The sequence below is a fragment of the Pseudoduganella flava genome (genome assembly GCF_007830495.1).
GTDB classification, from domain to species: domain Bacteria; phylum Pseudomonadota; class Gammaproteobacteria; order Burkholderiales; family Burkholderiaceae_D; genus Rugamonas; species Rugamonas flava.
Genome location: NZ_VLKW01000018.1, coordinates 37,695 through 61,825, shown reverse-complemented (window position 1 = coordinate 61,825; position 24,131 = coordinate 37,695). Strand labels below are relative to the sequence as shown.

Genomic DNA, 24,131 nt, shown 5'->3' with positions numbered 1-24,131 from the left:
GCCCGTGCTGCTGGCCGCGCCTTGGTCGCCCGTGCTGCTGGCCGCGCCTTGGTCTTCGTTCGAGAGTGCGGGCGACTCCGGGTCAACCGGTTTGCAGCGCTTCACGGTGTATTCGATAGCCGCCTTGATCATCCCGGCCAAGCTGATTTCGGCCGACACCTTGAGGGTTTTGCTAGCGACCTTCGTGTCGTCATCGTGGCGGCTCAGCTGACCCGATTGCTCCACGATGGCGAAACGATTGCCGGCCGGCGGGTAATACGTGAACACGTCCAGCGGGTATTCGCAGGCATGAAACCCTGAACGACACGCCTCTACGTCGCCTTCGTGCGTGAACGTCTCGCCAACGGCGTACTGGAAATCGCGGCACTTCCAGTTGGCGTCGAACCCCTTGTAGGAGGTGATCGTTTCTTCTGCTGCGGGCGATGCTGCGTTGTTGGTGTCGCTCATTCTGGCTCCCCAGGTTGTTGTCGGTAGGTGCCGTCTTTCCGGCTGCCAGCGCCTAACGGAGCGCAACCGGGGCATGCTGATCCCACAGTCCCTATTTCGCGAGGCGGGCTTCTCGTGGCGCGCGTTGTACGGTGCGCGCCGATCCGTCATGCAGCAGCGAACAGCTTGCGAACGTGGTAGCGGTCCTCTGCATCACGCTCGCGGCCATCGCGAACACGCTTGGCTACTTCAGCTTCGGCGCGCTCTTTCGCTTCGCACTCGGCGTCTGCCTCATGCAAGCCCGATTCGATCAGCTCCCGATACACGCGGCGGAACGATGCGGTGACTGCTTCGTCGTAGGCTTCGTCTGCGTAGGTCATCGGATGCTCCTTTTCGTGTTCAACTGCTACAACGACAGGTTACAACTAAACGGTTGTAGATGCAAGCGTTAGTTGTAGTTTGAAGCGAAAAAAGTTGAAGCGCTCAGTTGGAAGAGCGGCGGGAGAGTTGTAGGGACGAAAAAAAAGCCCGCGTGAGGCGGGCTTGGTTGTGAAAGCGGGCTAAGCGCGGTTCAGATGCACCGGAACCTAATCTCGGTACGAGGGTAATTGCCGGCGATGTATGGCGGGCGAGAGTCTTTTTCTTCTGTCACCTCTACGGACTGGCCTCGAGCGACACAGAACTGCCCAGCTTCGGCCATGGCTTCGGCCTTCAAAGAACCCAGGCCGGTAAAGCCGGTCGCAGCCTGGCGGGATACAAAATACGAATTGGGTCCCGTCGTAACGACACCAGAGTTGCTGGCGCAGCCGGCCAACGCCACTGCGAATATCACAAGCATCTTTTTCATAGTCCACCCGTTCCACTTCGATCACGCACACGCCCGATTACGGTGATGTGCTCCTCTACGACCTCCGGAGGCACTTCCTCGTCCTTGTACAGCGGGTTGACGCTGCGCAGAATGAGCGTCCCGTCGAGCCGCCTGCTCAGATACTTGACACGCAACTGCTCGCCGTATCGGATCGCGTAAAGCCGACCGTCGACCACCTGCGTCTCGTCCAAATTGACAAGGATCGTGTCACGCGGGAAGAGCAGGGGTTCCATGCTGTCGCCCGTGACGCGGAAGCGGCGCACGTGGTCCGGGTTCAGGCCGTACTTCTGGAACCAGCTCCGGCGGTAGGTGGCCGGCTCCTGGTCCTCCACTAGCTCGTAGTTGATCCGGCCGTCCCCGCCCGCGAACTCGATGCGCGACTCCGGCACGAGTACCATGTCTTCGGCTAGACCGTCGTCAGGATCGAATGCCGTAATGAGCGAATGCACTTCTGGCTGCTGGCGGTCGCCCTGACGCTTCTCAGGGTAGTACCCCTGTCTGTTCGATGGCGACTCAGGCCGCGATAGCGCGCCGTTGTCTGCTTTGCTCTCCGACCCGTACAGCAAGAAGCCGGGCTCCACGCCCAAGAATTCCGCCGCGCGTTGAAGATTCTTCCCCTTCGGCTCGCTCACGCCAGAAACCCATTTTTGGACTGCCTGCGGCGAGACACCGACGTAACGAGCCATTTCGGACTGGTTTCCGCCGTTCTTCTGTTGCAACAGTCTTGATAGTCGAGTTGCCATTGTTTCCATCCGTTCATATTACAAGCGCGCGTTGTAATGCGCACTGCAAATTTAGTTGTAACTACAACCGAAATGGTGTAACCTAGGGTTGTAGCCAACTTATCGCTTACAACCCATGGAAACTGGAATCGAAAAAGCCATCCGCATTGCTGGGAGCCAAACCGCGCTCGGCAACCTGCTGGGCATCACCCCTCAGGCCGTCCAGAAGTGGGCCAAGCAAGGCCTTGTACCCGGCGAACGATGCCGGGAAGTCGAAACCGCGCTCGACGGCCAGGTCACCCGCTACGAACTAAATCCCGCTGTGTTCGGGGAGCGTCCCGAGCCGGCTACGCAGTAAGCAACACCCATCGTTACCCAAACCTCGTAACCCGCAACACCAAGGAGAAGCGCATGAAAACCATGAGTCCCGTAATCGCTGCCGCAGTCCTCGCAGCTCTCGAAGCAGAAGAAGCGCGTACCGAGATCATCCGCGTTCGCGTCGGCCCGAAGACCAAGAGTGCTTTCACGAAGTACTCCGCATCCCTCGGCCTCCCTGCTGCGACGAATGCCTACAGGCTGCTGATGGACAAGATGCAGGCGCATGTTAGCCATCCACCGGCCATGCGAACAGGGGCCAGTCGTAGGCCAGTTGCACGAGCGATGAACAACCGGAGGCTCCTTTAATGGCTTCCGGCTGCGACCGAAATCTCACAACGATAACCCGGAGTGACCGGGGAGACTGAAAGGACACCATGGATAACGAAGAACACCACAAGGACGTGACGAAGGTTTTGTCGATGGTCAAGAACGTCGTGATTCGCAATAGCTCGTACAAGCGTGAGTTTCACAAGTCGAACCACCCGGAAAGCGAGGAACGCGAGTACGGGCGCCTCAATGCCGACGTGAACAACCTCGCTGAGACGGCAGAGAAGTACACGAAGAAGTACATCGTGCCGTCTGAAAAGGAGCGCTGACTATGTGTGAGCCTATCATCCCCCGCGCCGCGATCCGTGAGAAAGCGCAAGCGGCGTTCATCCGTGGCGAAGGCCGGGACGAGCACGAGTTCAACTGGCACGCTGCTGCAATCGCTGAATGGCAGGCCGAGTGGGACCGCTGCGCCGCTGAACAGGCGGGAAGGGCGGAACCATGACCCGGCCTCTCCCTGTAGACCGCAGCCAACGCCGGTTCCCGATCGAGGAACTGGTGGGGCAAATCGCCGACCTGCTCAAGACTGAGCCACGGACCGCCTACGACTTGGCCCGACTGACACACTACTCGGTCGCTACATGCCGGTTGCGCGTCGCGGAACTTGAGCGTGTCGGCCGCGCCCATCGTGAGCGCGTCAATACCCCTACGGGCTGCCAGTACGTCTGGCACTACGGCCCATCGCCCAGCCGCGGCGAAGCGCTCGGCATCTTCGGAATTCCGCAACAGTCCGCCTACCGTGTCTACCCGGCCATCAACCGCCGAGATCCGCTCGTGGCGGCGTTGTTCGGCGAAGCAGGAGTACGGCCATGACCAAAGCGAAGAAGCCCCGAAACAAGAAATACGTCCCCAAGCCCGTCACGCGGCACGGCGGGCTAGTAGCGATCGCCATGTGTCATGCACGCGGCGAGAACGCCTCCACTCTCAGCCAGGACCAGACGACCGATATCGGCCTCGCGTACTGGCTGTCCTTCGAAAACCTGCGCACCGGAGACGCCAACGAGGAGTCGTGGTGCTGCGTCGTTTGCTCGCTGAACGTCGGCCTCGTGCTGTGCGAGAAGGGCATCGGCGCGGAGTTCGAACAAGCGTTCGTCACGGCCCTTGACGGCGCATTCCGCGCGAAGATCCGCAGCGCTCGTACTGGCAACTTCCGCCTGGACGGCGAGGCGCTGCGTGGCATCGAAGAAGCCTTACAAGTACACGAACAGCAAATGGCGATCGCCAAGCGCTGGGAGGTCACTCAGGCGTTGAACACCGTGCGCTCGCGCATCGACGCCGGCAACGTGTATCGGGAGGCCGCGTAATCATGGCCCGCATCCGCACCGTTAAGCCCGAGTTGTTCAAGCACGAAGACCTGTTCGAGCTAGAGCAGGAAACGGGATTGCCAGTTCGCCTTGCCTTCATCGGGTTGTTCACGTGTTGCGATCGCGACGGCCGCTTCAAGTGGCGGCCTCGCGCACTCAAGCTCGACGTGTTGCCGTACGACGCCTGCGATTTTTCACGCGTACTTGACGCGTTGGTGACGCGTGGCTTTGTCGTGCGGTACGAGGTGAATGGCGAGGAATATGGCGTCATTCCGACCTTCGCAAAGCACCAGATCATCAACAACCGGGAATCCGAGTCGGAATTGCCGGCTCCCGAAGAAGGTCAAGTCAAATCAACGACTTCGACGCGTGCGGCACGCGTGGACGACGCGTCAGCCACGCCACACGAGGGGAAGGGAAGGGAAGGGAAAGGAAGGGAAGAGGAAGGGAAGGGAAAGGAACTCTCTGTCGAGCGCCGCGATGCGCCGCCCGACCGCGATGTCGTCGCCGAGGTTTTCGCGTACTGGCAAAAAACGATGAACTCGCCAGGGTCTCAGCTGGACGACAAACGCCGTAAGGCGATCAAAGCCGCGCTGAAGCTCTACGAGCCACGGCAGGTCTGCGAAGCGATCCTGGGCTGCTCTCGCAGCGAATGGCACATGGGGAAGAACGACCGGCACCGCAAGTTCAATGGCCTCGATCTGATCCTGCGTGACGCCCAGCACATCGACAACTTCATCGAACTCGCGAGCAAGCGCACTACCGGCCCGGAGAGCATCGACGAACGCAACGCGCGGATCCTGGCCGAGTTGATGAACGAGGACGGCACCGCGGCGCCAGACGGGGACGTGATTGATGTCGACATGGAGGAGCTGATCGATGCGCACTGAAGACAAGCCGAAGTTCGCGAAGCTGCTGGCCGAGGTACTGGCCGGTTACGGCAAGCCGCTGCCCGAAGCGGCCGACATCAATCTGTGGTTCCGTCAGCTCTCGCCATTCGCGCCGGCCGTGATCGAGAAAGCGTTCGCTGCCTACTGCATGGAGCGTCCGGACTTCGCCCCGAACCCGAACGGCATCATCGCCCGCTGCAAGCTGCTGGACGGCCGGCCCGACGAAAACGAGGCGTGGGCCGTGGCGATCACCAGCCAGGACGAGCGCGAGACGATCGTATGGACTCAGGAGATGGCCGAGGCGTTCAACCTAGCCCGCCCACTGCTGGCGAGCGGCGACGAGATCGGCGCTCGCATGGCGTTCAAGGACGCGTACAAGCGCCTCGTCGACGACGCACGCGCAACCAACAAGCCGGTGTGCTGGTCTGTGTCCGCCGGCTGGGATGGCGACCGCCGCCAGATCGCCGTGCAGAAAGCCGTAACCGCCGGCCTGCTGCCCGCGCCGCCACAGCACCTCGCGCTGCCTAACGAATCCGGACTGCCGCCGGCGAAGCCTGAAGGCCTGCTGAAGCTCAAGGAGGCGTTGGCGCAGCTTGAAGGGCCGGAAGAGAAGCTGGCGCGGATCCAGGCGCAGCGTCAGGCCGAAGAGGATGCACGCGACCGTGCCAAGCGCGAGGAGACGGACCGGAAGATGCGCGAGTACCTGGCAGCGCACCCGGAGGCACGCTACGGACGCCTGTTGGCGCAGCAGAAGGCCTCCAATTAATTCGCGCGCGAGCGCATAACCGCAGTACCAAAACGAAGGGAAACCATGAAAAACATTGCATTCGTATTCGCCATCCTCCTCGCCCTGACGGGCTGCACCCGCGTGGCGCAAGGCGAAGTTGGCCTGCGAGTCAACTGGGACAAGACCATCGATGCCGGCGAGCTCGCCGCGGGCACCGTAGAAGTGACGGTGTTCGACAGCGTGTTGAAGTTCCCGATCCGGGAAATCAACGCCGAGGTCAAGGACTTGCGCCCTCAGACGGTGGAGAACGTGACCATGGACGATTTCGACCTGACCGTCGTGTACAACGTGACGCCCTCCAGCGTTTCGGACCTGTACATCAACAAGGCGCGGTCCTTCCACGGCGTGAACGATGAGGGCGAGCCGCTGCTTATGCAGAACTACCTGACCACGGTAGCCCGCAATGCCGTCTACAAGACCGTTCCGAAATATGAAGCGCTGAAGATCAACATCGATCGCAGCCAGATCGAAGCGCAGATCCTCGCCGGCATCAAGGCAGAACTGGACAGCGAAAAGCTTAGTACCGCCGTTCAGGTCACGCAGGTGCTGGTTCGGAACGCAGTCCCGCCGGCCGCGATAACCACGTCGGCCAACAACCTCGTGAAGGCGCAGAACGAGCTGAAACAGTCCGCCGTGGAAGTCCAGAAGGCTGAGCAGGAGGCGAAGCGAATTGCCACCCTGAACGCGAATGCCGGCGCCGTGAACTATATGGCGGCTCAGGCGAATCTGATGATCGCCGAAGGCATCCGCGACGGAAAGGTACACGCGATCGTGGTTCCCGCCGACTTCAAAGGCATGGTCAACGTAGGGAAGTAACAGTAGCCCGGCCGCGCGCCGGGCGCCTTCGAAAGGAGAATGCACCACATGCAGAAAACGCCGCTCACCCGCCGTTCACTAGGCCCACGTAGCGCCGGCTTCAAGCCAGCCGAACCGAAGCCGGCCGCCGGCCCGAAGAAGAAGTCGTGCCGCGTATGCCGTACGGCGTTCACTGGCAGCCCGCTGCAAGTTGTCTGCGGCGTTCCCTGCGCGATCGAGTACGGCCAGGCCATCACGGCGAAGCAGAAGGCCAAGGCCAAGGGTGCCGAGCGCGCGGCCGATCGCAAGAAGCGCGAGGAGCTGAAGACCCGCAGCGAATGGATGAAGGAGGCGCAGGCCGCATTCAATGCCTACGTCAGGGAGCGCGACCGGGACTTGCCGTGCATCTGCTGCGGCCGGACGAACACGAGAGATTACCTGACCGGTTCCGCGTGGGACGCTGGGCACTACCGCAGCACGGGAAGCGCGCCGCACCTCCGCTTCAACGAGGACAACGTGCATCGGCAGCTCGTTCACTGCAACCGTCATGGCGCCGGCCGCGCAGTCGATTACAGGATCGGCCTGATCGCTCGCATCGGCCTAGCGCGCGTCGAAGCGCTGGAAGCAGACAACGTGCCGCGCAAGTACACGATCGAGGACCTGAAGCGGATCCGCGACGAGTACCGGGCACGGCTCAAGAAACTGAAGGAGGAAGCGTGACGAATGCCATTCACAGGTTCGACAACGCGAAGCGCCGCCGCTCGGACGAACACGCGCGGCAAGCGATGCTCACTCCCTCGTACCTGCTGGAGCCCGTCCGGGCACTGATGGGCGGCTTCGACCTCGATCCCTGTACGGAGCCAGACAACCCTACGGGGGCCCGTAGGTTCTATGCGCTGCCACAGGACGGTTGTGCGCTGCCGTGGGCTGGCAATACCGTTTGGTGCAACCCGCCCTATGGAGAGGCCCGTGACCGTTGGGTTGAGAAGTGCATTCAAGCGGCGCATGCCGGGGTGCAGGTTGCCTTGCTCATCCCGGCCCACCCGGATACCCGAATTTTCCAGATCGCGATGCAGTCGTGCACGTCTATTCTCTTCGTGCGTGGGCGGCTCAAGTTCGGAGTGCTGCGAGAGAATCTGAGGCAGGAGGCAGCGTCGCATGGGTCCGCACTGTTCGGTTTCAATGTGGATCTGTCGCCACTGTGGCACTTGGGCGTGGTGGTTCAGCCGGTGGCGAGTCAGCTCCGCTTGTTCGGGAGCGCCGCATGACCGAGCGCCGCGACATCGGATGGAGGCTGGAGAACTGGGCCCGGGTAGTGGCCGATGACGCCCGGCGCCCAGCGAGCAGCCAGACCGGCGCCATCTGCGACCGCATGCGCAAGGCCGCCGAGGGCACTGCGCCTACCAGCATTGACCGCCGCCAGGTGGACGAAGCCGACGCCTGGTTGATCGAGCGCACCATGCCGCAGCTCCCCCTGAATCACCGGCTCATGCTCTGGTGGTGCTACATCCGCATGGCACAGCCGGAGGTCGTGTGCCGCAAGATGGGCATCCCGCACCGGCCGGCAACGGAGTTTGTAGAGAAGTTCAGGGCCGCGCAGGCGGCGATAGAAGCGCTCTTAGAGCGAGAAGGAGTCAACCAATGAGCAAGCCCACCAACGACGAAGTGCGCCGCCAGCTCGGGCCAACGGGGAAGGAGAAGACGCGATGAAGATCAACGCAAGCCGCAACCTTCGTGAAGGCTGGTATGCAGGGAGGACGTACGCGCACTACGACCACACAGGGAAACGTGTCCGCCTGCATGTGAGAACGAAAAAACGCAACACTAAAATCCGCAACTACATCGTCCTCGCGGACGGCAGCCAGCAGATAGTCGCCAGCACCACGAACTTCACGGGACACGGCGCCCTGCGGTGGCATGTCATGTGGCTTGAGTGTGCTACCCCGGAGTTATGGGGCGTACGGAGCACTCAGGTAGGCGAGGACCGGCAATCGTAGCAAGTAAACGACAATACCGCCGGAACAGAAAATTCCGCGCGTAAATGTCTTGACTGCAATGTGTGCTCTACCGTACATTCCTAATCACAACTAATTTCCGTCCCTCAAGACGTGTCCGGGTTCCCTGATGGGAGCCCCCGGCGTCTCTGAAATTCGATAAAATTAGTCGGCTACTTCTGCTTGACCTATAGTGGTGAAATAGGCGCCGTCCCAGGCAGACGGCAGTTTTTGGGAATGAATGCTGCCGACTAAGGGCAATGAGGTTCGAATCCGTCCCCAGGAGTAGCCAAGTTTTCGTTGTCGCCTGACTGGCGTAACCAGTCGCCACACAGCATGCGTAGCCAAGGCAGGTTAACGGCAACTGAGCTTCGGGCTCTGGTCCCTAGGGGTACGCTGGTTCGAATCCAGCCGCATGCTGCGTGGTGAATGCACGAAAGTGCACAGTGCGGGAGAATAGCTCAGAGTCATTAGAGAGCGGTAGGGGTCCTACGGGTGGCGAACGTGGTCCCCGCACTTATGCTTCCTACCATTGCCGGGATAAGCTCCGGCCACCACAACCTAAACAATCGAGAGCCCCGCGATCAGCGATGACGCGGGGCTTTTTGCGTTTCAGTCGAGCGCATGACCTGCGGCCCTCGACGCCGGACGCTGTAACCGGCGCCAATCATCGGAGCAAGCGATGCAGCTATCCCTCGAAGACGAGCGCCGGTGGCTGATGATCCTTTGCCAGCTCCAGCAGACGCGCATCGCCGCGATCCAATTACCTGTGTCTCCTCCCTCTGCGTAACGACCAGAGGCATTCGGCCCGGCCTGCGACAACTCGCGCCGGGCCATTTTTTTACCGATCACTATGACAGCCAAGAAACCAGCAAAGCAGAAAGCTGCGCCCGAGGCTGAAGAGAAGCCGAAGGGGCGCCCGAGCACATTCACGCAAGAGATTGCGGACGAGATCATCCAGCGCCTAGCGAAGGGCGAGCCGCTCGAGAAGATCTGTCGTGACGAGCACATGCCGGCAGTTCGTACTGTGAACCACTGGCGTGAGGGTGACGCGGCATTTAAGGCCGACATCGCGCGCGCACGCGAAGAGGGGTTCGACGCCATCGCTGCCGAGTGCCTTGATATCGCCGACGATGGCCGGAACGACAAGTACATCGACGACAACGGCATGGTGCGCACAGACGCTGACGTCATCCAGCGGTCCAAGCTGCGTATCGAAACTCGCCTGAAGCTGCTGGCCAAGTGGGACCCGAAGCGATACGGCGACAAGATCCAGCAGGAGCACACCGGCAAGGACGGCGGGGCGCTTCAGATCGTGCTGTCGTCCGTCGACGCGGATTTGTGATGGCGTTTACTCCCACCGAAAAGCAGTCGGCCGCAACGAAGATCATGGCCGGCTTGGCCGTGTGGATCATGCTCTTCGGCGGTGGCCGCTCCGGCAAGACCTTCATCACCGTACGCAACATCGTGGCCCGCGCGCTCAAGGCGCCAGGGTCGCGGCACATGATCGTGCGCTTCCGGTACAACCACGTGAAGTCGTCAATCATCCTCGACACGTTCCCGAAGGTCATGCGCGTGTGTTTCCCGGAGCTGGTGAAGGACACGGACTGGAAGATGAACATGTCGGACGGCTATGCAACGCTGCCCGGCGGCTCCGAAATCTGGTTCGGTGGCTTGGACGACGGCCCGCGCATGGAAAAGATCCTGGGCATGGAGTTCTGCACGATCTACGCTAACGAGGCGTCGCAGATCAGCTGGGCCGGCATTCAAATGCTGCTGACCCGACTCGCGCAGCGCGTGATGCAGAAGATACCGGGCCGCGAGGACGTGCCGCTCCGCTTGCGCTTCCTGTTCGACTGCAATCCTCCCAGCAAAGCGCACTGGACGTTCAAGGTGTTCAAGCAGAAGGTTGACCCGGAGACGGGCGAGCCGCTGAAGAACGCCGGCAACTACGAATCGTTCCAGATGAATCCCATGGACAATGCGGCGAACCTCTCGCCCGAGTACCTGGACACGCTGGAAGGGTTGACGGAGCGGATGAAACGCCGCTTCCTGCACGGTGAGTTCGCAGAGGCGACGCCGAACGCACTGTTCGACGAAGCCGACATCGATCGCTGGCGCGCAGACGAAGCGCCGCAAGACCTCGTGCGTGTCGTCGTGGCCGTGGACCCATCCGGCTCGGACGACGACAGCCAGAGCGACAACGACGAAATCGGCCTCGTGGTCTCCGGGCTGGCGACTGACGGTAAGGCATACGTGCTGGAAGACGCGACGTTGCAGGCCGGCCCGGCGACATGGGGCCGCATGGCTGTGACGGCGTACCAGCGACACGGCGCCGATTGTCTGGTGGCTGAATCGAACTTCGGCGGCGCGATGGTCAAACAGGTGATCCTGGCTGCAGCCCGGGAAATGGGCGTGAAGGTCAACTTCAAGATGGTCACGGCGAGCCGCGGCAAGGTGCAACGCGCCGAACCGTTCTCCGCACTGTACGAGCAAGGCAAGGTGCGGCACGTCGGCATGCTGCCGAAGCTGGAGGACGAGCTGTGCGCATTCAGCACGACAGGCTACACCGGCCCGCGTTCCCCGAACCGCGCAGACGCCTGCATCTGGTCACTGGCTGAGCTATTCCCGGCGATCGTCAAACCAGAAGCACCAAAACGCCCGGTAGCCCCACGGCAGCACGTGCCTAGCGGCTGGCTGGGCTAACCCCCTGAGATCCAAGTAACACGGCGACGGCGCAAGCCCTCGCCGCAATCCCTATTTCGCGTTCAAAACATGGCGAGTAAAGACGAAGAGCTGCTAATCGAGGCACGCAAGGCACTCGCACGTGCGCGCGATCGTGAATCGGAGAACCGGGAAAACTGGCTCGCTGACGTACGGTTCGCCCGCCTGGGCGAGCAGTGGCCCGAGCAGATTAAGCAGCAGCGGGACCGCGAAGGGCGCCCATGCCTGACGCTGAACCGCCTGCCGGCGTTCATCCGCCAGGTCACGAACGACGCGCGCCAAAACACGCCGTCGATCAAATTCCACCCGGTGGGCGATGGTGCTGACCAGGAAACCGCAAAGCTGTTGGATGGCCTCGTGCGCAACATCGAGTACACGTCTGATGCTGACGTGGCCTACGACAACGCGCTGGAGAACGCCGTCACCGGTGGCTTTGGCTACTTCCGCATCAGTACCGAATACGCGAGCGACGACGCGTTCGACCAGGACATCCGAATCGAGCCAATCCGCAACCCGCTGACGGTCTACGGCGACCCGATGTCGATGGCCGCGGATTCGTCCGACTGGAACGTTGCGATCGTCACCGAAATGTGGAGCAGGGACGAGTTCAAACGCAAGTGGCCCAAGGCCGATATGGTCGACTTCATGGCGGACAGCCGGGACGGCCAGGACTGGTTCACCGAGGACGAGATTCGCGTCGCCGAGTACTGGAAGCGCGAGGAAGTGCCGGCCACGCTGGTCAAGCTCTCCAACGGCAACGTGATGCTGGAGAAGGACTACGAAGAGAACCGCGACTTCTTCGACGTGAACGGTGTAACCGTGGAGGCCACTCGCCCCACGCGCACGATGAAGGTCACGCAGTACATCCTGTCCGGCTGCGACGTGCTGGAAACGAACGACTGGCCGGGCAAGTACATCCCGATCGTGCCGGTGTACGGCGACGAAGTGATCATCGACGGCGAGCGGCATCTGCTGTCGCTGGTGCGCTTCGCCAAAGACCCGCAGATGATGTTCAACTTCTGGCGCACGGCATCTACCGAGCTTGTTGCCCTAGCGCCGAAAGCCCCGTTCATTGGCGCTGTCGGCCAGTTCACGACCGATGCGCAGAAGTGGGCCACGGCGAACACGCAGACGCACCAGTACATCGAGTACGACGCGGTAGAGGTGAACGGCACTCCAGTGCCGCCGCCGCAGCGACAGCCGTTCGCCGGCCCGCCTGCTGGCGCGCTGCAAGAAGCACTGAACGCCTCCGATGACATGAAGTCGATCATGGGGCTGTTTGACGCTTCGCTCGGCGCCAAGTCGAACGAAACGTCGGGCCGCGCGATCCTGGCACGCCAGCGTGAAGGCGACGTCTCCACGTTCAACTACATCGACAACCTGTCGCGCGGCATCCGCCACGCCGGCCGGATCTTGTGCGACCTGATCCCGAAGGTGTACAGCGGCCCGCGCATGCTGCGGGTCATCCACGAGGACGGATCGAACTCGCACGTGGCCGTGAACGGCATGCAGCCGCCGCAGCCCGATCCGCAGGAGGAAGCCGACACGCAAGCCGTGCTGCGCTCGTTCGATCTGACGGCCGGCAAGTACGACGTCACGTGCGAGACAGGCCCCAGCTTCACCACGCGGCGCGAGGAAGCCGCGGCACAGATGGTCGAGTTCATCCGGGCCAACCCGGCATCGGCACCGATCATCGGCGATCTGCTGGCGAAGAACCTGGACTGGCCGGGCGCCGACGAAATCGCCGAACGCCTCAAGAAGATGCTGCCTCCGCAGCTCCAAGGTCAGGACCCGCAAGCACTCGCCGCGCAGCAGCAAATGCAGCAGATGGCCGCGCAGATTCAGCAGCTCGGCCAGCAGCTACAGGCCGCAGAGCAGGATCGCACGTTGGATGCCGCGAAGGTCGAGAACGACCGGATCAAGGTCCAGATCGAGGCCTACAAGGCGGAAACGGATCGTCTGCAAGCGATGGCGCCCGCGGCCTCCACGGTCGATCCAGCAGCGATCCAGACACTTGTGCTGCAAACCCTCCAGCAGGTCATGACCAGCCCCGACATCACGCCACCGGCACCGCAGCAGCCTGCCCCGCCGGTTGAACCGCAACCCTTGCCTCCTGAAGGAATGCAGCAATGAAGACATACGCGATCGCGCGCAACCAGCAAATCGGCCCGATCCACGTGACGGCCGGCGGCATCGTCAACGTGACGACGACGGCACCGGGCTATGTGACGCTGGAGTTCACGAGCGACCCGCTCAACGCGGTGCAGAACGGTGTGGCGAAATGGGTGAAGTGGCCCGAGCGCACCGTCACCAGCGCGTTTGCCGATATGGCCGCCGAGAGCGGGTATCTGCGAGCCACCGCGCGTAGCGGCGCCGCAACGATGAGCGTCAACAACTGCCCGTCGCCGGAAGAAGTCAAGGTCTACCAACGTGAATTCGTGGGGCGTGCCCGGGCGGATAACCGTCCCCTGGGCAATACCGCGGTCATCATCGGCGACAGCAACAGTTACCAAAACTTCGCGCAGGCATACATCGCGTCCGCGTCGCGCTCCAACGGGATCGTGACCGTGACGTTCACGTCCCCCGCCAGCATCCCATTCGGGATCGGGATGCCGGTCCAGGTCGTGGGCCTTCCCGAGGACATGCGCGGGAATCAGGTCGTCACGAGTGCTACCAGCACGACGATCACCTACGACAACGCCGGCCCTGACGTCGCTTCCGCGCCGCTGTATGGCACGCCTTCCGTTGCGAACATGGCGTGCTACATGGACAACGGCTGGTTCGTATGGGCGAATGTGCTGTCGAACCAGCGCTTCGACCTGATGGGCATCTCGGCGGCGGTTGGGCGAACCACGAGTGAAATGCTCGATCGCGTCGACGAGGTTGCGAACATCAACGCCTCCTATGCGTTCGTTATGGGCGGGACCAACGACGCCACTGGCGGCGCTACTCCGGAATCGATCCAAGCGAAACTGCAAGCGATCTACGAGCGGCTGCTCGCAAGCGGTAAGAAGATCGTATACGCCATGACGATCCTACCGCTGGGCGCGGGCAACGGCGCATGGTCGGCGCCGAAAACCGCGACGATTCTGAAGGTCAACGACTGGATCAAGCAGTACTGCCGGAACACGCCGGGCATGCAATGCATCGACGCGTTCGCCGAGATCGTCGACCCCACAGCAGCGAACAAGGGCCAAGCGGCGGCCGGCCTGATTAGCAGCGTGGACGGCTTGCACCTCACGCAGCGTGGCGCGCACAAGCTTGGCAAGCGCATCACTGCTGACACCGCGACTCTGCCGAGTAACGATTTCCGGACGACGAGCAACGCCGACAACTACGGCACGAATGCAGCGAACAGGAACGTGCAGGACAGCGCGCCATGGAGCGTCGGCGGCGATGCCAGCCGCGGCGATGCAGGTAGCGTGATTGGTACCGGGTTCACTGGCTTCAAGATCAATTCGCCGACGAACTGCCTGTTCTCTGCTCCAGCGCGGGCCGATGGCTTCGGCGTCGACAACAAGGCCGATATCACGGCGGCAGCAGCCGGCGACGGCGCGCGGTTCCAGGGCTCCAGCCTGGCGGCGCAGCGCATTACTGACGGCGCCACCGTGCAGCTTGACGTGTCGGTTTCCGTGACTGGCAACGGGTCGGGCAAGTTCAAGTCGTTGAACCACCTGCTCAGCATGAGCGTGAACGGTTCCGCCTGGAGCATTCAAGCCATGGGCAACTTCGGCAACACGGGCGCCGACTGCGTGCAGGAGGACTGGACGGGCGTCCTCCGCACTCCTGCTGTGCGCATGCCGATCGCCCCCGCCGCCGGCTCCATCACTCGCACCGACTGCACGCTGCTCGGCGCCGGCTCGATGTCGTTCACGGCCGGCCGCGGGCAGATCCTCGTGACGCCAGCTTAATAACCACCCCAAAAGAGGAATGTAGATGACCACGGAACAACCGCAAAACACGGATTCCGAATTGCCAAATACGACGGCGGATTCGGACGAACACAACGATCCGAACCCGGCCGGCGATGAGCTGGAAGGCGAGGGCGCCGAAGGTGGCGAGCAGCCGGAAGAGGAAGAAGAGATCGAGGTAGACGGGCGAAAGTTCGTCCTACCGAAGACCGCAGCGCAGAAATTGCAGGCTGAGCGGCTGATGCAGGCCGACTACACCCGCAAGACGCAGGAAGCTGCGGAAGTGCGCAAAGCCGCAGAGGCGGAGCGCGAAGCTGTAGCGCGGGAGCGCGAGACGCAGCAACAGTTCGTGAAGGAAATGGCGAAAGTCGAGGCATTAAACGACCAACTCGCCGTGTTCGATCAACTGAACTGGGACGAGCTGATCGCGAACGACCCGCAGAACGCCATGTTGTACCAGCAGCGGCAACGTCAGCTGGAGGCGGAACGAAACAAGGCAGTAGAAGCAGTCACGCAGAAACAGCAGCAGTTTGCTCTGAACGAGCAGCAAGAGATTGCCAAGCAAGTTCAGGAAGCGGAAGCGTATGTGCAGCGTGAGATTCCCGGCTGGTCCCCTCAGCGCGCCGAAGCGCTGAACAAGTACCTCTCCGACAACGGCGTGAAGGTTGACAAGTCTGTCGGGCGTCTGCTGATCCAGCAGCCGGCCCTGCTGAAGTTGATCGACCGCGCGGAGAAGTTCGCCCAGCTCGAAAAGAAGCAAGCGGAGAAGACCGCCGCTCCACCCGTGCCGCCGCCGGCAACTCGCGTCAGTGCTGCCCGTCCGGGCGCCCAGCGCGACCCGGCAAAGATGAGCACCGCGGAGTGGATGGCCCACCGCAATTCTCAAGTACGCAAACGTTAAAGGACTATTACCGTGGCAAACACCATCCTCACCCCGCAGCAAATCACCCGTGAAGCACTGCGCATCCTGCACCAGAAACTGAACTTCGTCGGCTCGATCAACCGCCAGTACGACGATTCGTTCGCCAAGTCCGGCGCGAAGATCGGCGACAGCCTGAAGATCCGACTGCCGAACGAATACACGGTCCGTACCGGCGCGACGATGGTCCCGCAGGACACGACGGAAACCAGCGTGACGCTGCAAGTCGCCACGCAAAAGGGCGTCGACCTGTCGTTCACCGCCATCGATCTGACGATGAACCTGGACGACTTCAGCTCGCGCATCATCGAGCCGGCAGTCTCCGTCCTGGCGGCGAACATCGAAGCTGACGCACTGTCCATGGCGCTCGACGTGGCGCAGACGGTCAATAACATCGGTTCGACGCTGAACCTCCGTCAAGCCCTGCTCGCACGCAAGCTGCTGACGGACGCACTGGTTCCGACGTCCGATCGTACGTTGCTGCTGAACACGCAGGACAACGTGGATATGGTCGATAACCTCAAGGGCCTGTTCCAGGACTCGGCGACGATCTCCAAGCAGTACCGCGACGGCCTGGTCGGCCGTACCGCGGGCTTCGGCGACATTTACGAGAACACGCTGCTGTCCTCGCAAGCAACCGGCACCGCGGCGGCCACGACCGGCTACACCGTCAACGGCGCCGGCCAAACTGGCTCCTCGATCATCGTCCAGACCGGCACGGCGACGTTCAAGAAGGGCGACGTGATCACGTTCGCTGGTGTGAATCGCGTGCATCCGGAAACGAAGCTCGATACGGGCAACCTGATGCAGTTCGTCGTCACCGCAGACTACGCAGGCGGCGCCGGAACCGTGCAAATCTCGCCGGCCATCGCCACCACTGGCGGTCGTCAGAACGTGACCGCGGCGCCCGCGAACGCGGCCGCGGTGTCGAAGATCGGCGGCGCCTCGGCGATCTATCGGCCGTCGCTGGCCTACCACAAGGATGCGTTCGCGTTTGCGACTGCCGACCTCGTGATGCCGGACGGCGTGGACTGGAAGGCCCGTGAGGCGTTCGACGGTATCAGCATGCGCATGATCCGCCAGTACAACATCAACAACGACACCTTCCCGGCTCGTATCGATGTCCTGTACGGCTACAAGACCCTGCGCGCGCAATTGGCCGCACGCATCCTGTCGAACTGATCGACGCCGACGTAACCCGGAGCCCCGCCTAGTGCGGGGCTTCTTTTTTGGAGCACGCACATGGAGTTCTTGGAATACCCGAAAGCGCTGTACCAGGGCGATGTCATGCGCGTGGTGCCGGATGCAGAGGAAGAAGCGGCAGCGCGGCGCGATGGCTTTGCCGTATGGGGCGAACAACCGGCGCCCCCGACGGCCGATAAGCCGGAGCACGTCGAGGAAGTCGCTGATAACGATCCGCCGCCGGCCAAGCGCAAATACACCCGGAAGGTAGCCGAATGATCACGACGTACGCCGAGTTGCAGGCGGCGATCGTCGATCGATCCCATCGAGAAGATTTGGCGGCGAGAATCCCAGGCTTCATTGCGTTGGCTGAAGCGGAGATCAACCGGCGCCTGGCGATCTTCCCAAAGGAAGTCGAGGTCCCGCTGTCCCTTTCGGTCGGGGCGCGCTTCATCGATCTGCCGGCGGACTTCGATTCGCCCGTGGCTATGTGGTGCGAAACCCTACAGCCGCGGCTCGAGCTGGTGCCGGTCGTGGCTGCGCAAATGCCCGTGGACGAAGCAAACGCCGGGCAGCCGACCTATTGGGCTGTTGACGGGAATCGGATCGCATTCAACCGGCCGGCAGACCAGCCTTACCAACTGACGCTGCGCTACCTGCAAACCGTCTACCTGTCGGACGCGAACCCGACCAACGACCTGTTCGCACGTGCGCCTGACCTGTACTTCTACGGCGCTCTGGCCGAACTGGCCGACTTCCTCCGCGATGAGCGAGACGTCGCGATCTACACGCAGAAGTTTCGTGACTTGCTACGCAGCGTGGCGGCGGATGCGGCCAGGTCGAAGGGCGTGGCGCCATTGCAAACAGAAATTGCGGCTGTCCTGTGGGGCAGTCGAACACGGAATTCGTGGGGGTACTAAGTGGCACTCGAAAACGGCCAATATATCAACGACCTGAACCCGGCCAATCCGGCGGGCGGTGATCCGAAGAGCCAGGGCGATGACCATCTGCGCTTGCTGAAGCAGTGCATCAAGGATTCGATGCCCGGCTTTACTGGCGCTGTGATTGTCGGTGGTGTGGCAACTGGCACGGCGAACACGTACGTGCTGTCGCCTGCTACGCCGCTGCTTTCGTACACGGCGAATACGCTGGTTGCATGGAAGCCAAGCACCACGAACACGGGCGTGTCGACCATCAACATTTCTGGCCTTGGCGCGCGCAACATCCTGCAAGCCGATGGCACGGCACTGCGCCCGGGCGACCTGTCGCAATACGTGCTCATGGTCGATACCGGCACCGAATACCGGCTCGTTGGCGTGACGAAGAACTATGTCGATCAACTGGCGTTCAGTGCTGCATTGCCGGGCCAGCCGGGCGGAAATGCGCCATACGAGCTGATCTCGCAAAACATGGTGCCGACGTGGCAGTTGCGCGGCCCGCTGTTCCGTTCGGCGCGCACGTCCAATACGCAGCTCACGAACGCCGACCAGGGCCAGTTCATCGATTTCACGTCCGGCACCTTCACGCAGACGTTCGCTTTGCCGTCGGCGCTTGGCAACGGCTGGAACGTCACACTGCGAAACTCGGGATCTGGCGACATCGAGCTTGAGGCGCCGGCAGCAGTCAGCACAACGTCGGGCACCGTGGCCTCGCCGCTCTCTACGACCGTGTTCAGCGTTCCTGCTGGCCTGTCGATCACGGCGGGCGATCTTTTGGTCCTGCGCCGCACGTCGCAACCGTTCCTCATCCGTACGATCGGCACTGCTGTATCGTACACGTCCAACACGGCGCAGACGATCGCCACGCTGACCAGCGTTGGCACGACGGCGACGCTCACGACGTCGGCGCCGCATGGCCGGTCCACGGGTGACACGATCACGGTCTCTGGTGCCACACCAGCGGCCTATAACGGCACCTTCGTTGTGACCGTAACGAGCACCACGGCGTTGACGTACACGATGCTGTCGGCTCCAGGCACGTCCGCATCGCCCGTTGGCTCGTACGTGGCTGGTTCGACGCTCACGCTGTCTGCTGTCTACCGCTTGGACGACAGCGGCGTATCGCCACAGACCGTTTCCACGATCAACGCGGGCGGCACGACGGCCACGCTGACGACTGCATCGGCGCATGGCCTCGCGACTGGCAACTACGTGACCGTGAGCGGCGCCACGCCGGCCGCGTACAACGGCACGTTTGCAATCACGGTACTGAGCCCGACCAGCTTCAGCTACACCACGCTGACGGCGCCGGGCGGCTCGGCAACTGTCGTCGGCTCGTACACGATCCAGTACACGGACTGGACGATCACGACGCGGCCAGCTACGGGCGGCATCGACGGCAAGGCGGCATACCTGATGTACCCAGGCGAAACGCGCGTCATGCAGTGCGATGGTGCGTCGCTGAACTCTTTCGTTGTGAACGGATTCATCAAAGATTGGACCGCGTCCACTGCCGCCATACCAAAGCCGCCCGGATATCGGCGCTTTAGCGGCTGGCTGTGGGCTGCTGGAGCATCCGGTGCCAAGACTGGTAGCACCGGGACAGCAGCTTTCGGATCTGGCGGAGGTGCGTGCCTTCCGTTCACTCTGGCTGCGGCCAGTGTGCCCGAAGCGGGGCCGTTGATTGTCGGATCTGGTGGGGTTGGCCCAAGTGCGGCAGCGCCCGGCGTGCAAGGAGGCAATTCGACCTATGCCGGAATGACCATCTATGGTGGCGCTGGCGGCGCAAACGGCGGCGGCACCGGCGGCAGCGGTGGCGGCATGCTCAGTGCTGGCACGACAGGCGTTGGCGCTACCGGCTTCGCGCCGGGAGGGAGACCAAAGCAAGTGGCCAGCGGGTCAGGGTTCGGGGGCGCAGGATATGGAGTTGACGGAGATTTCGGCGGGGGTGACGGCGGATCGTCCGGGGCGACTTCTTCCAATTCGGCTTACGGCGGCGGCGGCGGGAACCAAGGCATTGGCGGATCTTCTGTGTACGGCGGCGCAGGTGGCGGATCGAGTGGCGGTACGACTGGCGGCGTTGGGGCACCGGGCGGAACAAGCGTCTTCGGCGGCAATGGAGGCGCTGGTGCTAACGCCGGCGTCTCGGGCGGCAACGGCACCGCTCCCGGTGGAGCCGGTGGTTCAACCCAGACCGGCGCCAAAGCGGGTGATGGCGCGCGCGGTCAACTGACGATGAAAGGGGAGCTGTAATGCGTGCTGCTCAACTCAATCCGGAGACGTACATCGTGGAGAACACGATTGAGGTGTCGTGGACCGGTCAGTTGCCATGGCTGCTGCTGGTCAACGCTGACTACGGCGGCGAAATCGGTGACTGGTATCACGACGGCGAGTTCGTCAAGAAGACGGACCCGCGTCACCCGCTCTACGTGGCGCCGCCAGCTTCCACGCCGGAGGGGGCGTAATGCCGTTCGTATCGGTCCCGAACTGCGGCAGCGTTGGCGTCATTCGCGACCTGTCGCAGCACGAGCTACCCATCAACGCCTGGACTGACAGCAGCAACATCCGATTCCTGGATGGCTACTGTTACCAGTTCTACGGGTACGGCCAGGTGTACGGCACGCCGGCCGTCACGCCGCTGCACACGTCGCCGGCAATCTCGCCGACTGGCACGCGGTACTGGCTGTATGCGAGCGACAAGAAGATCTACGCCGCCTACATCAATGCTGGCGCCGCCGTTCATACAAACCTGACGCGCCAGACTGCCGGCGTTGACGTGGACTACTCAGCCCAGCCGAATGAATGGACGTCGACCAACCTTGGCGGCGTGCCGATCCTGAACCCTGGAAACAAGATCGACCCGCCGCAGCAGTGGAGCCTTGACCCGGCGAACCGTTGTACGGCGCTGTCGAACTGGCCAGCGAACACGTACTGCAAATCCATGCGGGCATACAAGGTGTTTCTGGTGGCTCTCGGCGTGACGAAAGCGGGCCAGGAATACCCGTACATGGTGAAGTGGAGCACCGCGGCCGATCCCGGCGCCGTGCCGGCCACGTGGGACCCGTCGAACGCTGCGGAACTGGCCGGCGAATACGACTTGGCAACCGGCGGTGACCGGATCGTTGACGGCTTGCCGCTCGGCGATGCGCTGATGATCTACAAGGAAAACTCCATCTGGCGCATGAGCTTCATCGGCGGCCAGGACGTGATGGGCTTCCAGAAGGTCTTCGGCGAATCCGGCGCACTCAACCGCAACTGCGTTGTCGATATCGAAGTTGACGGCCAGCCGTCGCATTTCGTGGTGACGGCAAACGACGTGATCGTGCACAACGGGAGTTCGCACGTTCAGGTGCTCGACAAGCAGGCGCGCCGGGCGCTGTTCCAGGATCTCGACACGGCGGCCGTCGGTCGGACGTTCGTGTTCAAGAATCCGTTCCTGAACGAGGTGTTCATCTGCTACGCGTCGATCGGCAATTCGGTGCCTAACAAGGCGCTGGTCTGGAACTACAAGGACAAGACGGTCTCGTATCGGACCATGCCGAACGTGAACCACGCCGCATGCGGTTCCGTCGACAACACCCTAAACGGTACGTGGGATGCAGACGGCGAACCGTGGGATTCCGATCTTACCAAGTGGAACGGGCCCGACTTCACGCCGAACGCCTCGCGCGTGATGATGGCTTCGAACGACACGAAGTTCTACCTACTGGACTCGTCGGCCTCGTATGACGGCGTGCTGCCGTCCTCGTACGTCGAGCGGGTCGGCCTGAGCTTCGGCACGGACGTGAACCGCAAGCTGGTGCGAAGCATTCGGCCGCGCATCACCGGCAATGACGGTGACACCGTGATCGTGCAAGTCGGTACGCAGCAGACCCCTTACTCGCCGCCCACGTACACAAGCATGACGTACACGATCGGCTCAACGCTCTCGTGCGATTGCATGGTCGAAGGCCGTTACATCGCAATCCGATTCGAGAACGGGACGGCGTTCAACTGGCGCCTGGATTCGTTCGACATCGACGTGCAAGAAAGGGGGCGATATTGAACCCGAATAAGTCGCTGTACACGGCGGGGTATGCAAAAGGTGCGGTGCCGACGAACCCCGCCGAATTGCCGCGGTTCCTCGATGCGGAGCTGGCGCGCATCGAAGCGCTGCTCAAGCTGCTGCGCACGAACGCGATGGACCCGACATATGAGGCGCCTACGCGGCCACGTGCGGGCATGCTGGTCTATGCGCCTGGCGCGCCGTATTGGGACCCTGGAGCCGGCGAAGGCATCTACCTCTACACATCAGGCGGAACATGGATGAAATTGTAGGCAACGACGAAATCTCCGCGGTACGCGCAGAGAGCGGTGTCATGCCCTCGCGTGCGCAGGTCAGCGCGGTGGAGGCCCACTTGCGACAGATGCCGCAGGTCGAAATGCCAACGACTGACCACTTTTCGGAGGGTGTCTACGGGCGCGAAATCTTCATCCCGGCCGGCACAATCATCGTGGGGAAGATCCACAAATACGAAAGCTTGAACGTCTTGCTGTCCGGGGAAATCGCGGTGCTGACCAACGATGGCATGCGCCGCCTCACGCCGCCGTTTATCGAGGTGTCGCCACCTGGCACGAAGCGGATTGCCTACGCGCTGACGGATGTTCGCTGGCTGACGGTGCACGGCACGCACGAGCGCGACGTGGCCGTAATCGAGCAGCAGTTCATTGCTCAGGACGAGCAGGAATTCTTGGCGTTCTGCGAGCAGCAGAAGCTTTTGAAAGGGGAATAATATGTCGTGGGCAGCAGCAGGAGCAGCAGCAATCGGCGTCGCGGGCTCGATGTACTCGTCGAAGCAGAACAGGAAGGCAGCGCAGGCCGGGTCGAGCCAGACATTCGAACTTGATCCGACCATGAAAGCGCTGCTGTACGGCACCGGCAACGGCACCGAAGGTCTCCTGCAGAAGATCGCGCAGCAGGCGCAGCAGGGTCAGACCGGCGGGCTGTCCAACTTCGGCAACCAGTCCGATATGTACCTGGGTAGTTGGGGCGCCGACAGCTTCAATCGCAGCCAGCAGGCCGCGCAGAAGCTTCAGGAAACGACGAACGCGACGCCGAACATCGAGGCAGCGCGGATCAGCGCGCCGTCGCAGAACAGCTTGGATCTGCGCAGCGCATTCAACCGCACGATCAACGGCGATGCCGGCGCCAATCCGTACCTGACCCGGGCGATTCAGGGCGGCATCGACCAAAGCAAGCTGGCGTTCAACCAGATGCAGCAGGACGCCACGCGCAACCTCAACGAGAACGTGCTCACCGGGATCAAGAGCAATTCCATCATCTCGGGCGGCTACGGCGGCTCGCGTCAGGGCTTGGCTGAAGGGCGTGCCATCGGTGACTTCGCGCAGGCACAGCAGAACGCCATCAACCAGTTCGGCCAGGCGAACACGAACGCCGCGGTCGGCGCGCAAGCTGATGCGTACAACCAGGGACAGAACCGCAGCTTGCAAGCGCTGCTCGGCCTGTCCGGCCAGCAGTACAGCACGGCGGCGCAGAATGCGGAGATGCAGCAGCAGGCGTCCTTGGCGAACCAGAACGCTTACTTGCAGAACAACCAGAACAACGCGCAGGCGCAGGCGACCGGCATCGGCCTATCGTCCGGGCTGCTTGGCCAGGCGTACGGCTACGCGCAGAACAACAACAACGCGGGTTTCAACCGGCTCACGCAGGGCACCGGAGCGCTGTCGCCATTCACTGGGTTGGGCACGTCGAATACGTCGACGCAACCGTACTACGGGAACGCGGCCGGCGATGCTATCGGCGGGGCGCTCGGCGGCCTGTCGCTCTGGAGCCAGTTTAGCCGAGGTGGCGGAGGCGGTTCCGGTGCCTCGGCGTATTCCGGTGCCGCAAACAACTGGGGCGTGTCCGCCGGATCGGCTCCTTCTACGTCATGGCTGTCTAACTCGTATTTCGGCGGGGCATAAAT

General features: G+C 62.3%; 29 protein-coding genes and 1 tRNA gene. 27 read left to right on the top strand and 3 right to left on the bottom strand.

The window, feature by feature from the left end:
• From IP92_RS28815 to IP92_RS28800, 3 genes are all read right to left on the bottom strand, one after another.
• A partial coding sequence (locus tag IP92_RS28815) for a DUF7666 domain-containing protein (RefSeq protein WP_443094148.1) occupies nucleotides 1-447 on the bottom strand: 447 nt, incomplete at its 3' end.
• 146 nt (nucleotides 448-593) lie between these two features.
• On the bottom strand, nucleotides 594-806 hold the full coding sequence (locus tag IP92_RS28810; protein WP_145881972.1) for a hypothetical protein: 213 nt from the start codon (nucleotides 804-806) through the stop codon (nucleotides 594-596).
• Nucleotides 807-1,269: 463 nt separating this feature from the next.
• A complete protein-coding gene (locus tag IP92_RS28800) occupies nucleotides 1,270-2,013 on the bottom strand; it encodes an XRE family transcriptional regulator (RefSeq protein WP_158206871.1) in 744 nt (247 codons plus the stop codon).
• A 139-nt stretch (nucleotides 2,014-2,152) separates the two neighbouring features.
• Between IP92_RS28800 and IP92_RS28795 the strand changes: the two genes are divergently transcribed.
• The 27 genes from IP92_RS28795 (at nucleotide 2,153) to IP92_RS28670 (ending at nucleotide 24,129) form a co-directional block, all read left to right on the top strand.
• Nucleotides 2,153-2,374 (top strand): transcriptional regulator, encoded by a 222-nt coding sequence (locus IP92_RS28795; protein WP_145881967.1) that lies wholly within the window; start codon nucleotides 2,153-2,155, stop codon nucleotides 2,372-2,374.
• Nucleotides 2,375-2,427: 53 nt separating this feature from the next.
• The gene (locus tag IP92_RS28790; RefSeq protein ID WP_145881965.1) at nucleotides 2,428-2,700 is read left to right on the top strand and encodes a hypothetical protein; all 273 of its coding nucleotides are present in this window, start codon (nucleotides 2,428-2,430) and stop codon (nucleotides 2,698-2,700) included.
• A 68-nt stretch (nucleotides 2,701-2,768) separates the two neighbouring features.
• Nucleotides 2,769-2,990, top strand: a complete 222-nt coding sequence (locus tag IP92_RS28785; RefSeq protein ID WP_145881963.1) for a hypothetical protein — start codon at nucleotides 2,769-2,771, stop codon at nucleotides 2,988-2,990.
• Between the two features lie 172 nt (nucleotides 2,991-3,162).
• A complete protein-coding gene (locus IP92_RS28780; RefSeq protein WP_145881961.1) occupies nucleotides 3,163-3,534 on the top strand; it encodes a hypothetical protein in 372 nt (123 codons plus the stop codon).
• A complete protein-coding gene (locus IP92_RS28775) occupies nucleotides 3,531-4,025 on the top strand; it encodes a hypothetical protein (protein ID WP_145881959.1) in 495 nt (164 codons plus the stop codon). The genes IP92_RS28780 and IP92_RS28775 overlap by 4 nt, the downstream gene beginning before the upstream one ends.
• Before the next feature lie 2 nt (nucleotides 4,026-4,027).
• Complete coding sequence (locus tag IP92_RS28770) at nucleotides 4,028-4,915, top strand: hypothetical protein (protein ID WP_145881958.1); 888 nt, start codon at nucleotides 4,028-4,030, stop codon at nucleotides 4,913-4,915.
• On the top strand, nucleotides 4,905-5,681 hold the full coding sequence (locus tag IP92_RS28765; RefSeq protein WP_145881956.1) for a hypothetical protein: 777 nt from the start codon (nucleotides 4,905-4,907) through the stop codon (nucleotides 5,679-5,681). Before IP92_RS28770 ends, IP92_RS28765 begins: the two co-directional genes overlap by 11 nt.
• Nucleotides 5,682-5,726: 45 nt before the next feature.
• The gene (locus IP92_RS28760) at nucleotides 5,727-6,518 is read left to right on the top strand and encodes an SPFH domain-containing protein (RefSeq protein WP_145881954.1); all 792 of its coding nucleotides are present in this window, start codon (nucleotides 5,727-5,729) and stop codon (nucleotides 6,516-6,518) included.
• 48 nt (nucleotides 6,519-6,566) lie between these two features.
• A complete protein-coding gene (locus IP92_RS28755; RefSeq protein ID WP_145881952.1) occupies nucleotides 6,567-7,217 on the top strand; it encodes a recombination protein NinG in 651 nt (216 codons plus the stop codon).
• Nucleotides 7,214-7,765 (top strand): DNA N-6-adenine-methyltransferase, encoded by a 552-nt coding sequence (locus IP92_RS28750; protein ID WP_145881950.1) that lies wholly within the window; start codon nucleotides 7,214-7,216, stop codon nucleotides 7,763-7,765. The genes IP92_RS28755 and IP92_RS28750 overlap by 4 nt, the downstream gene beginning before the upstream one ends.
• On the top strand, nucleotides 7,762-8,142 hold the full coding sequence (locus IP92_RS28745) for a hypothetical protein (RefSeq protein ID WP_145881948.1): 381 nt from the start codon (nucleotides 7,762-7,764) through the stop codon (nucleotides 8,140-8,142). Before IP92_RS28750 ends, IP92_RS28745 begins: the two co-directional genes overlap by 4 nt.
• Before the next feature lie 61 nt (nucleotides 8,143-8,203).
• On the top strand, nucleotides 8,204-8,494 hold the full coding sequence (locus tag IP92_RS28740; protein ID WP_145881946.1) for a hypothetical protein: 291 nt from the start codon (nucleotides 8,204-8,206) through the stop codon (nucleotides 8,492-8,494).
• Between the two features lie 331 nt (nucleotides 8,495-8,825).
• Nucleotides 8,826-8,911: transfer RNA gene (locus IP92_RS30060), tRNA-Gln, on the top strand.
• 433 nt (nucleotides 8,912-9,344) lie between these two features.
• The gene (locus tag IP92_RS28735) at nucleotides 9,345-9,836 is read left to right on the top strand and encodes a terminase small subunit-like protein (protein WP_145881943.1); all 492 of its coding nucleotides are present in this window, start codon (nucleotides 9,345-9,347) and stop codon (nucleotides 9,834-9,836) included.
• A gap of 44 nt (nucleotides 9,837-9,880) precedes the next feature.
• Nucleotides 9,881-11,197, top strand: a complete 1,317-nt coding sequence (locus tag IP92_RS28730; RefSeq protein WP_199271864.1) for a phage terminase large subunit — start codon at nucleotides 9,881-9,883, stop codon at nucleotides 11,195-11,197.
• A 69-nt stretch (nucleotides 11,198-11,266) separates the two neighbouring features.
• On the top strand, nucleotides 11,267-13,348 hold the full coding sequence (locus IP92_RS28725) for a portal protein (protein WP_145881940.1): 2,082 nt from the start codon (nucleotides 11,267-11,269) through the stop codon (nucleotides 13,346-13,348).
• Nucleotides 13,345-15,126, top strand: coding sequence for an SGNH/GDSL hydrolase family protein (locus IP92_RS28720; protein WP_145881938.1), 1,782 nt, complete (start codon nucleotides 13,345-13,347; stop codon nucleotides 15,124-15,126). The genes IP92_RS28725 and IP92_RS28720 overlap by 4 nt, the downstream gene beginning before the upstream one ends.
• 25 nt (nucleotides 15,127-15,151) lie before the next feature.
• Nucleotides 15,152-16,027: a hypothetical protein gene (locus IP92_RS28715; protein ID WP_145881936.1), complete on the top strand. Its 876-nt coding sequence runs from the start codon at nucleotides 15,152-15,154 to the stop codon at nucleotides 16,025-16,027.
• A gap of 12 nt (nucleotides 16,028-16,039) precedes the next feature.
• Nucleotides 16,040-17,227 carry a P22 phage major capsid protein family protein gene (locus IP92_RS28710; protein ID WP_158206872.1) on the top strand — a complete coding sequence of 396 codons (1,188 nt, stop codon included), beginning with the start codon at nucleotides 16,040-16,042 and terminating at the stop codon, nucleotides 17,225-17,227.
• Nucleotides 17,228-17,287: 60 nt separating this feature from the next.
• Nucleotides 17,288-17,506: a hypothetical protein gene (locus tag IP92_RS28705; RefSeq protein ID WP_145881932.1), complete on the top strand. Its 219-nt coding sequence runs from the start codon at nucleotides 17,288-17,290 to the stop codon at nucleotides 17,504-17,506.
• Nucleotides 17,503-18,147 (top strand): phage adaptor protein, encoded by a 645-nt coding sequence (locus IP92_RS28700; RefSeq protein ID WP_145881930.1) that lies wholly within the window; start codon nucleotides 17,503-17,505, stop codon nucleotides 18,145-18,147. Before IP92_RS28705 ends, IP92_RS28700 begins: the two co-directional genes overlap by 4 nt.
• Nucleotides 18,148-20,418, top strand: a complete 2,271-nt coding sequence (locus tag IP92_RS30760; protein ID WP_145881928.1) for a hypothetical protein — start codon at nucleotides 18,148-18,150, stop codon at nucleotides 20,416-20,418. It begins immediately after the preceding gene.
• On the top strand, nucleotides 20,418-20,630 hold the full coding sequence (locus IP92_RS28690; RefSeq protein WP_145881926.1) for a hypothetical protein: 213 nt from the start codon (nucleotides 20,418-20,420) through the stop codon (nucleotides 20,628-20,630). The genes IP92_RS30760 and IP92_RS28690 overlap by 1 nt, the downstream gene beginning before the upstream one ends.
• Nucleotides 20,630-22,210, top strand: coding sequence for a hypothetical protein (locus IP92_RS28685; protein ID WP_145881924.1), 1,581 nt, complete (start codon nucleotides 20,630-20,632; stop codon nucleotides 22,208-22,210). Before IP92_RS28690 ends, IP92_RS28685 begins: the two co-directional genes overlap by 1 nt.
• On the top strand, nucleotides 22,207-22,482 hold the full coding sequence (locus tag IP92_RS28680) for a hypothetical protein (protein WP_145881923.1): 276 nt from the start codon (nucleotides 22,207-22,209) through the stop codon (nucleotides 22,480-22,482). The genes IP92_RS28685 and IP92_RS28680 overlap by 4 nt, the downstream gene beginning before the upstream one ends.
• Nucleotides 22,467-22,937, top strand: a complete 471-nt coding sequence (locus tag IP92_RS28675) for a hypothetical protein (protein WP_145881920.1) — start codon at nucleotides 22,467-22,469, stop codon at nucleotides 22,935-22,937. Before IP92_RS28680 ends, IP92_RS28675 begins: the two co-directional genes overlap by 16 nt.
• A 1-nt stretch (nucleotide 22,938) precedes the next feature.
• Entirely contained in the window at nucleotides 22,939-24,129 is a 1,191-nt protein-coding gene (locus tag IP92_RS28670) for a hypothetical protein (RefSeq protein ID WP_145881918.1), read from the top strand.
• Nucleotides 24,130-24,131: the final 2 nt, after the last annotated feature.